The sequence below is a fragment of the Parvibaculum sp. genome (assembly GCF_035325945.1).
Taxonomy (GTDB): domain Bacteria; phylum Pseudomonadota; class Alphaproteobacteria; order Parvibaculales; family Parvibaculaceae; genus Parvibaculum.
This window is the reverse complement of record NZ_DAOKYX010000052.1, coordinates 1-9,404: the sequence shown is the minus strand read 5'-3', so window position 1 is coordinate 9,404 and position 9,404 is coordinate 1. Positions and strand designations below refer to the sequence as shown.

6 protein-coding genes are annotated in these 9,404 nt (G+C 65.5%); 2 read left to right on the top strand and 4 right to left on the bottom strand.

From position 1 onward, the window contains the following. Positions 1-21: 21 nt before the first annotated feature. Together PKA57_RS14640 and PKA57_RS14635 are read right to left on the bottom strand one after the other, a co-directional pair. The gene (locus PKA57_RS14640; RefSeq protein ID WP_324301848.1) at positions 22-411 is read right to left on the bottom strand and encodes an RNA-binding S4 domain-containing protein; all 390 of its coding nucleotides are present in this window, start codon (positions 409-411) and stop codon (positions 22-24) included. A gap of 8 nt (positions 412-419) precedes the next feature. Beyond that, on the bottom strand, positions 420-3,545 hold the full coding sequence (locus PKA57_RS14635; RefSeq protein WP_324301846.1) for a helicase-related protein: 3,126 nt from the start codon (positions 3,543-3,545) through the stop codon (positions 420-422). A 313-nt stretch (positions 3,546-3,858) separates the two neighbouring features. Here PKA57_RS14635 and PKA57_RS14630 point away from each other — a divergent pair, with 313 nt between their 5' ends. Further along, positions 3,859-5,151: an acyl-CoA dehydrogenase family protein gene (locus PKA57_RS14630; protein WP_324301843.1), complete on the top strand. Its 1,293-nt coding sequence runs from the start codon at positions 3,859-3,861 to the stop codon at positions 5,149-5,151. 44 nt (positions 5,152-5,195) lie between these two features. Here PKA57_RS14630 and PKA57_RS14625 read toward each other — a convergent pair whose 3' ends face one another. Beyond that, a complete protein-coding gene (locus PKA57_RS14625) occupies positions 5,196-7,508 on the bottom strand; it encodes an ATP-binding protein (protein WP_324301842.1) in 2,313 nt (770 codons plus the stop codon). Between the two features lie 196 nt (positions 7,509-7,704). Further along, positions 7,705-8,403, bottom strand: coding sequence for a hypothetical protein (locus PKA57_RS14620; protein ID WP_324301840.1), 699 nt, complete (start codon positions 8,401-8,403; stop codon positions 7,705-7,707). Positions 8,404-8,767: 364 nt separating this feature from the next. Here PKA57_RS14620 and PKA57_RS14615 point away from each other — a divergent pair. Then, positions 8,768-9,404 (top strand): methylmalonyl-CoA mutase family protein (locus PKA57_RS14615; protein WP_324301838.1); only part of this gene is annotated, 637 nt, incomplete at its 3' end.

Sequence of the window (9,404 nt, the reverse complement as noted above, 5' to 3'; positions counted from 1 at the left end):
CTTACGACAAGCGGGCGCGCATCAGGGTCCGTCCTTCAGCGCGTCGGTGCGGCGGCGATCCTTCTTCGTCGGCCTGCCGCTTCCCGGTTCACGCGCGGCGGTCGATGTTTCCGTCGCGGCGAGGGGCGCAGGCGGCGCGAGATCGGCATAGAGCCCGCGCGCCTCGGCGGCAGGCCCGCGCCTTGTGCCGGACGAGACGACTTCGATCACGCGGATATGCGGGCCGAGCGGGAAGGTCAGCACATCGCCGGGCCGCACAAGCCTGCTCGCCTTGACGACGCGCTCGCCATTGACACGCATTTTGCCCGAGGCGACCAGCGCGGCGGCAAGCGTGCGGCTCTTCAAGAAGCGCGCAAACCAGAGCCAGCGATCGATGCGCTGTCCGCCGACGGGCTCGCCGGAACCGCTCATCCGCGCCTTCAGTCGCCGCGCACGCGCTCTTTGAGCACGGCGAGGGCCGCGAAGGGCGAATCGGGATCGATCTCGCGTTCGCGGCGCGGGGGCTTGGCCGAATATTCGCGCCGCTCGGGCCCCTTGCCGGGCTTGCCGTGGCGCTCATCGCGGCGATCCTTGCCGCGCCGGTCCCTGTCGGATCTGTCCTTGTCCCGGTTCTTGTCGCGCGGCTGGCCGCGTCCTTCGGCGGGTTTCCTGTCGCCGCCCGCTTTTGCCTCGCGCGATTTGTCGCCGCGATGGCGGCCGCGGCGCTCCTGCGCCTCGCCTGCTTCCGCGCCTTCGGCCCTGCGGGGGTGGCGCTCGCGCGCCGCGGGCTTGTTCCGCCGCACGGGGCGCCAGATCTCAAGCTCGACGAGTTCTTCCCCGGCTTCGGCCGCGCCCGCCTCATTGTCGGTCGTTGCGGCTTCTGCCGAAGCGGCTTCTGCCGAAGCGACTTCCGTTGAAGCGGTTTCAGCCGGGCCTGCCTCGGATTCGGCCTCGGGCGCAGTTTCCATCTCGGCCGCGGCCGTTTCCACGGTCGCAGGCGCGGCAGGCTCTTCAGGCGTCGCTTCCGGCGATGCCGCTTCTTCGCTCGCCTCTGTCGCTTCCGAGGCGGCAGCCTGCGCGCTGATCGGCGAGGTCGGCGCGATCGGCTTTTCTGCTTCGGGCTTCGGCGGCTTCACCTTCTCGAGCCGCGGGCGATAGCCGAGGCCCTTCAGGAGATTCGCGAACTCCTCGCCGGAGCAGCCGACGAGCGACATCATCGCAGGCGTCACGATGAAGCCGCCATTATAGCTGCGCGCCGCGATGATCGGGCGGATGAGGTCGGCGATGCGCTCCAGCATGTCGAGCCGCACCGCGCGCCCGCCGCACAGGCGGAAGCCGAGCGCCTCGTAGAAGCCTTGCGGCGCCGCCGCATCGCCGGGCACGGATGTGAGGCCGGGCGCGGGCGGCTGCGGCAGTTCGGCGAAGGGGTCGGCAGCGTCCTTGCGCGTCAGCGCCCAGAGCGTCAGCAGCAGCCGCGCGGGCGCGGGCTTGAGCAGGGCGGGCATGAAAATCGAATAGGCGCCGAAGCGCACGCCATATTTGCGCAACTGGCCGCGCGCGTCCTGATCGAGCGAGCGAATGTCGTCGGCGACCTTCTCGCGGCGGAGCGAGCCGAAACTCTCGACGAGACGGAAGGCGATGCCACGCGCGAGGCCCGCCACATCTTCCGCATCGCGCAGCGCGACAAGCGGCGTGAGCACGCTTTCGACATGGGATTTCAGCCAGGCTTCGAGCCGCGCCGCCACGCTTTCGCGCGAGGCGCCGTGCAGTTCGTCACCGGCGATGAGTTCGATGCGCGGCTCGAGCGGCTTGTCGCTCGCCTTGATCTCGGCGACGGGCGCGCCGTCCCAGATCAGCCGTCCGTGTTCGGACAGATGGATCTCCCCATCCGGCGCCGCGGCGAGCCTCGCGGCGCGCGCAGCGATCTCGAGCGCGATCACCGGCTCGGAGGCCGCGCGCAAGACCGTGCCATGCACGCCCTCCGCCTTCAGATCGGGCACGAATACAAATCCCTGGAGGCGGCCGACATACTCACCCTCCACCAGAACTTCACCGTCGCTCGTTACCGCCGCCATAAGATCCTCGTTCTGGCGCAGACGCTTCATCAGGAGGCTGGTCCGGCGGTCTATGAACCGCTGTGTCAGGCGCTCATGCAAAGCGTCGGAAAGTCTATCCTCTATCGCACGCGCGCGCTCCTGCCAATGCACAGGATTCCGGAGCCAGTCCGCGCGGTTCGACACATAGGTCCAGGTCCGCACATGGGCAATGCGGGTGGCGAGCGTGTCGATGTCGCCATCCGTGCGGTCCACGCGCTGAAGCTGGCCGGAAAGCCAGTCTTCCGGAATCTTTCCGGAATCCCCCATGAGAAAGAGGTAGATGCGCGTCAGAAGGCCCGCATGTTCGCTTGCCATCGTCTTTCTGAAGTCGGGAACCTGCGCCACGTCCCAGAGCCTGCGGATGGCGGCCGGCGCGCGGGCGATGCGCGCCACCTCCTCGTCGGCGGCCATTCGTGTCAGGGCTTCCAGGTCTTCGGCGGCGGGCGCGCGGGTGAGGCCGGGCCTTTCGGGCGCGCGTTCGAGGCTGCGGATCAGCGCCGCGACGCTCGAGAATTCAAGCTCCGGGTTGCGCCATTGCAACACATGCTCGGCATCGAAATGGTGGTTTTCGATGCGTTCGATCGTCTCTTCGGAGAGGGGAACGGCATCGCCGGTCACGCCGAAAGTGCCGTTGTTCATGTGCCGCCCGGCGCGTCCGGCGATCTGGGCGAGTTCGGAAACCCTGAGCGGGCGATGGGCGCGGCCGTCGAATTTGGAGGTCGAGGCGAAGGCTACATGGTCCACATCCATGTTGAGGCCCATGCCGATCGCATCGGTGGCGACGAGAAAATCGACATCGCCCGACTGGTAGAGCGCCACCTGCGCATTGCGCGTGCGGGGCGAGAGCGCGCCCATGACGACGGCGGCGCCGCCGCGCTGGCGACGCATGAGTTCGGCGATGGCGTAGACCTGATCGGCGGAGAAGGCGACGACGGCGGAGCGGCGCGGCAGCCTGGTGAGCTTTTTCGAGCCGGTCCAGGCGAGTTCCGAAAATCGCGGCCGGCTGACGAAGATCGTATCGGGCAGAAGCTTCTGGATGAGGCCGCGCACGGTTTCGGAGCCGAGCATCATCGTCTCGGAAAGGCCGCGCGCATTGAGCAGCCTGTCGGTGAAGGTGTGGCCGCGCTCGCGGTCGGCGGCGAGCTGGATTTCATCGACGGCGAGGAATTCGACCGGCCGGTCGAGCGGCATTGCCTCGACGGTGCAGATGAAATAGCGCGCGGTGGGAGGGAGGATCTTCTCCTCGCCGGTGATGAGTGCGACGGCGGCCGGGCCCTTCACGCGGACGACACGGTCATAGACCTCGCGCGCGAGAAGCCGGAGCGGAAGGCCGATCATGCCCGTCTGGTGCGCGATCATGCGCTCGATGGCGAGGTGGGTCTTGCCCGTATTGGTGGGGCCGAGCACGGCCGTGATCCGGCCGGGGCGGCCGGCGGCGTGGGGCAGGTTCTGCGGGGGGCGGGTGCTCATCTCGTGATCTTGCCTCAAGGCGGGCACCTTCCCCGCAAAGCGCGGTCAGCGCAAGCGTGTTGGCGCCCATCCGGGGCTTAATCAGGCTTCCGGCAAGGTTTGGAATATTGGGCGAACGAACCATGTCCGAATCGCTGACCGCGCCGTTTTCGGCATTCGTTCACGGCTAAGTCTTGTGGTACGGCAATGGGTTAAGCGCATTTTCCGTTAACGCAGGGGCAAGTGTCGGCGGGCTTTCGCGGGCTGTACCGCAGTCTATAGTGATCGCATTCGCAATCTCGCAAACGAGGCAACCGGCAGGGAGGACCGCCACATGGATTTCACGATCCCGAGGGAGATCACCGATTATCTGAAGGTGCTCGACGCCTTCATCGAAGCGGAGATCAAGCCGCTTCAGGCGCAGGACGACAATGAGCGCTTTTTCGACCATCGCCGCGAGCACGCCCGGACCGATTGGGACAATCAGGGCCTGCCGCGCCATGAATGGGAGGCGCTGCTCGGCGAAATGCGCCGCCGCGCCGACAAGGCGGGGCATCTGCGCTATGCGCTGCCGAAGGAATATGGCGGCAAGGACGGCACCAATCTCGGCATGGCCGTGATCCGCGAGCATCTGGCGGCAAAGGGGCTCGGCCTTCACAACGACCTTCAGAACGAAAGCTCGATCGTCGGCAATTTCCCGACCGTGCTCATGTTCCGCGATTTCGGCACGGCGGCGCAGAAAGCGAAGTTCATCCCCGGATCGCTCGACGGATCGATCCGCGTCGCCTTCGGCCTCACGGAGCCGGAGCATGGCTCGGACGCGACCTGGATGGAGACGCGCGCGCGGCGCGAAACGCGCGACGGCGTGGCGGGCTGGCTCATCAACGGCCAGAAGATGTGGAACACCGGCATGCATGTCGCCACGCATGACTTCGTCTTCGCGCGCACGAGCGGCAAGGATGGCGATGCGCTCGGCATCACCTGCTTCATCGTGCCGACGGATGCGCCGGGTGTGAAGGTCGAGGAATATCTCTGGACCTTCAACATGCCGACGGATCATCCGCGCGTGTCCTTCACCAATGTCTGGGTGCCGGAAAGCGAAATCCTCGGCGATCCGGAGCGCGGGCTCGAGCTGGCGCAGCATTTCGTGCATGAAAACCGCATCCGCCAGGCGGCGTCGAGCGTCGGCGCGGCGCAGTTCTGCATCGACGAGAGCGTCAAATACGCCAAGCAGAGAAAGCCCTTCGGCAAACCGCTCTCGGCCAATCAGGCGATCCAGTTTCCGCTCGTCGAGGCCCACACGGAAGCCGAGATGATCCGTACGCTGATTCACAAGACGGCCTGGCAGATGGACCAGATGCCGAAGCCCGATGTCGCGCGCTATCTGTCGGACAAGGTTTCGATGTGCAATTACCGCGCGAACCGGCTTGTGTGTCAGGCGGCCGATCTCGCCATTCAGGTGCATGGCGGCATCGGCTATTCGCGCCACAAGCCCTTCGAGCACATCTACCGCCACCACCGCCGCTATCGCATCACCGAGGGTTCGGAAGAAATCCAGATGCGCAAGGTGGGCGGCCATCTCTTCGGCATGATCGGCGCCGGAAGCAAGAAGCAGGCGGCCGAATAATCACGGGCTTCGGCGGGTGCGGCGCCATCGCCGCATCCGCCGGCTCACGCGCTGGCGGCCTCGGCTCTGCCGGCGGGGCAAAGCCGGGTAGCGGGCAGCGTCAGCCGTGCCGTGGTGCCCTTGCCCAGCACGCTTTCGAGGCGGAAGGTTCCGCCGTGCATTTCCACCAATGATTTCGTGATCGGCAGGCCGAGGCCGGTGCCGCCATAGTGACGCGCGGTGGAATCGTCGACCTGGGCGAAGGGCTCGAGAACCTGCTCGAGTTTGTCCTCAGGTATGCCGATGCCCGTGTCGCTGACCGAAATTTCGAGATCGCCATGCCTGGCGATGACCGCGCCGACATGGATATGGCCGTATTCCGGCGTGAACTTTCCGGCATTGGACAGGAGGTTGAGCATGATCTGGCGCATGGCGCGCAGATCGGCGCGGAGCGGAGGCAGTTCGTTCGCGATCGAGAGATGCACGGTCTGGCCCTTCTCATTCGCGCGGGGCCTGATGATCTCGATCGACCAGCGCAGTACCTCGCCGATGTCGATATCCCCTTCCTCCAGCGGATAGCGGCCCGCCTCGATCTTGGAGATGTCGAGGATGTCGTCGATGACGCTCAGGAGGTGCGCGCCGCTGTCGCGGATGTCTCTGGCATATTCGACATAGCGCGGCGAGCCCAGCGCGCCGAACATCCCTTTGTGCATGATCTCGGAGAAGCCGATGATCGCGTTCAGCGGCGTTCTCAGTTCGTGGCTCATATTGGCGAGGAATTTCGACTTGGCGCGGTTCGCAAGCTCCGCCGTTTCCATCGCCCTGCGCAGTTCCTCCTCGGCGCGGCGGCGGTCGATGGCGATGCCTGCGAGGTGCGCGGTGCTGAGGAGATAGGCCGATTCCCACGCATTGGGTTCGCGCGGCTCCTTGAGGTGTACCGCGATGCCGCCGATGCCGCCTTTCCCTTCGCGTGACAGGATGTTCTGCAGCCAGAAGCCGCGCGTGCCATGAGCGCGGGCGAACTCCACGAGCGCGGGATCGCCTTCCATGGCCAGAAGATCAGGGATCACGAGGCGCTCGCGCGCGGCGACCACGGCTGCCCCGAAATTGCCGGTCCTGTTGTCGTCCCAGAATTTCTCGATGGCGGCGCGGAACTGTGGCGGAAAGCTCTGCGTGGCGCAGATGGTGAGATTGCGCTCCCTGTCGATCAGATAGACGGCGGCATCTGCGCCGGGGTTCGCTTCCTCGACGCCCTTGGCCACGAGCGTCATCACCTCGTCGAGCGGCATTCCGGCGGCGAGCGCCTCGAGCACAGCGAAATGACCGGCCATTTCGCGCTCGCTGCGCTTGCGCTCGGTGATGTCGCGCACGTTGATGACATAGCCGTCCACGCTCGGGTCGGAGCGCAGGTCGGTGACGGAGGATTCAAACCATTGCTGCCGACCGTCGGCGGCTTCGGCAAAAAACTCGACGCGCTGGACGGCGTCCTTCTGTTGAAGGCTTGTCGCGAACAGCTGCCTGAGTCTCGCGGCTTCTCCCGCCGGCAGCAGGGAAGACGCCACGCGCCCGATCATGTATCCCGGTTGCAGGCCGATCGAACGGACAGAAGGCGACACATAGGTGATGGTGTCATCGGCATCGGTCACGATGATGGCATCGAAGGCGTTTTCGACCAGCGCGCGGAAGCGCTCCTCGCGTCGGCTGAGTTCGGCATTGGCCTCCTCGGCCCGGCGGCGCGCCGCATCGGACGCATCGCGCGCCGCGGCGAGGTCGCGGATGAGATCCGAATTGTCATAGCGCAGTTTCAGCGCATCTTCCGCCTGAAGGCGCTGTATTCTGGCCATGCGGCCGAGATAGGCGTAGGTCAGCACGAAGCCGAGGCCGAGCGCCTCGAAGAGCGGCGTACCCGCGACGAAGCAGCCTAGCGTCGCGGCAATCGCGCTCGGCCCGGACACGGCATAAAAGATCGTGCGGCGCGAGGCGCCTGTAAATGTCGTCACGACGACATGGATCACCTGCACCAGAACGAGACTCAGATTCTGCATCTCGTTGCCCGGCTGCCAGAAGAGCGGCACGGAAGCGATCCAGACGCCATTGATCGCCCAGTAGCGCAAGGCGCATTGGCGGGTTGCCGCAAGGGCATCGATATATCCCTTCGTCGCGAAGAAGCGGCGCTGGAAGAAGGCGTATTCGAGCCCGAGCAGCGACAGGACGAGCCACCAGACGAAGATCAGGCGGGCGTCATATTCGCTTTGAAGGAAGAAGGAGAAGGCGCCGGAAATGGCCGGATAGAAAAGGGGAATGGAGCGATAGCTCCGCATCGGGCCGCGAAGAAGCTCGAGGCCGATTTCATTCAGGCGCGCATCGGTGACGCTCATCGGGCCCTCTTCCCCGGCCTGGCGCATCAGGGCGGGCATGGGGATGCCGCGAAGCCCTGCCGGAGACATGGCGGTACGGCGGGGCCCGTTTCAGGCCCGACCGTCCCAAACCTGCATCCGAATGACCAGTTTGGGTCAGAGAGGGTAAAATTTTCTTGAACCGGAAAGGCGGCGCCCGTGCCGGGCGCGCGCCCTGTCAGTAACCGCCCGCGCCTACCCCGTCGGGGCTTTTCGGCAGATAGGGATCGACATTGGGGCGCATCCTCCTTGCGCGGACGCGGCAGGTTGCTGCGGTCTCGGCATTAAGAGCGTCTGTCGGCTGCCAGTATTTGGGCGTGAAGGCATTGACGCGGGTGTCGGCGGCCGCGTTTTCCTGCGCGGTGAGCCTGCCGTTAAGCGTTTCGGCCACCGAGCGGTCAGGCTGCACGCCGAGCGAGAGCAGCGCAGGATTGCGAAGATAGAGCTTGTTCCAGGTCGCCGCCTCGACATTGTCCGCGGCCACGAACTTGCCGTTCGCGTAGACTTGGGCCAGGCGCTTCTGGGCGTCGGCGCCGCCCGCCTCGGCGGCGCGCCGCAGCCATGTCAGGCCGTCCTGCGTGCGGCCCGTGCGCAGAAGGCACTGGCCGAGCGCGGTCTGGGCGCCTTCATAGCCATGTCCGCGATAGGAAAAGCAGGTCAGCACATTGATTGTGTCCGCATCGCAATTTCCGCTTTCGGCCTCCGCGACGGTTTCCGCATAGAGCGTGCCTGCGGGATCGAGTTCTCTTGCCGTCGGCACGAGGTTGCCATTCGCATCGCGCTTGCGGGCTTCTCCCCCGCCGCAGGCGGCGAGCACCAGCATGGCGAGGCAGGCCGAAACGAGTGCCGCAAGTCTTGCCGGACGATGGCTGATCATTGACGAGATTCCCCCTCGGTATGCGGACACGCCTTCCGGGGCGCGTGCCGGTAGAACGGTGAAGACGGTCAATGTCCGTCGCTTGGCCCGACGCCGCCACACGAGCCCTTGGAGCCGGGCCGCAACCGGGTGGGGTGCATGGTGTTTCGGTTTCGGCCGGATCGCAAGCGATCTTGCCCCCTGCCGGCATCATTCTTGACGCAGCGGTATTCCCGGCATTTGCGCGCATGCGGCGTTCCGTTTGACCCATATGCGCGCTTCTTCGATACTCCGCGCGATTTTTGGGGCCGGTGAGCCTCTTTTTGGGGCGATAGTCGCCCATGGTAGAGTGTCGCCAGCGGAAATTCGGGAGAGAGTTAAGTCGATGGCCGGAAAGAAGACCATAAGGGAGTGGGAAGCCTCGGTCGAAAAGCAGCTCAAGGGCAAGGGCCTGTCCTCCCTTGTCTGGCACACGCCCGAAGGGATCGACGTGAAGCCGCTCTACACGGCCGAGGATCTCGAGCGGATCGCGGCCGAGGGCTTTGACGCGAACACGCTTCCGGGTTTCGCGCCCTTCACGCGAGGGCCGCAGGCGACCATGTATGCGGGCCGCCCCTGGACCATCCGCCAATATGCGGGCTTCTCGACGGCCGAAGAGTCGAACGCCTTCTATCGCCGCAATCTCGCGGCTGGCCAGAAGGGTCTTTCCGTCGCCTTCGACCTTGCGACCCATCGCGGCTATGACAGCGATCATCCCCGCGTCGTCGGCGATGTCGGCAAGGCGGGCGTCGCGATCGACTCGGTCGAGGACATGAAGGTTCTCTTCGACCAGATTCCGCTCGATGAAATGTCGGTGTCGATGACGATGAACGGCGCGGTGATCCCGATCCTCGCCAATTACATCGTCGCCGCCGAGGAGCAGGGCGTCGCCCAGGACAAGCTCTCCGGCACGATCCAGAACGACATTCTCAAGGAGTTCATGGTCCGCAACACCTATATCTATCCGCCCGAACCCTCGATGC

Coding starts and splice junctions, on each gene's coding strand:
- PKA57_RS14630 (WP_324301843.1), top strand. CDS start 3,859: ATGGATTTCACGATCCCGAGGGAGATCACCGATTATCTGAAGGTGCTC.
- PKA57_RS14620 (WP_324301840.1), bottom strand. CDS start 8,403: ATGATCAGCCATCGTCCGGCAAGACTTGCGGCACTCGTTTCGGCCTGC.
- PKA57_RS14640 (WP_324301848.1), bottom strand. CDS start 411: ATGAGCGGTTCCGGCGAGCCCGTCGGCGGACAGCGCATCGATCGCTGG.
- PKA57_RS14625 (WP_324301842.1), bottom strand. CDS start 7,508: ATGAGCGTCACCGATGCGCGCCTGAATGAAATCGGCCTCGAGCTTCTT.
- PKA57_RS14635 (WP_324301846.1), bottom strand. CDS start 3,545: ATGAGCACCCGCCCCCCGCAGAACCTGCCCCACGCCGCCGGCCGCCCC.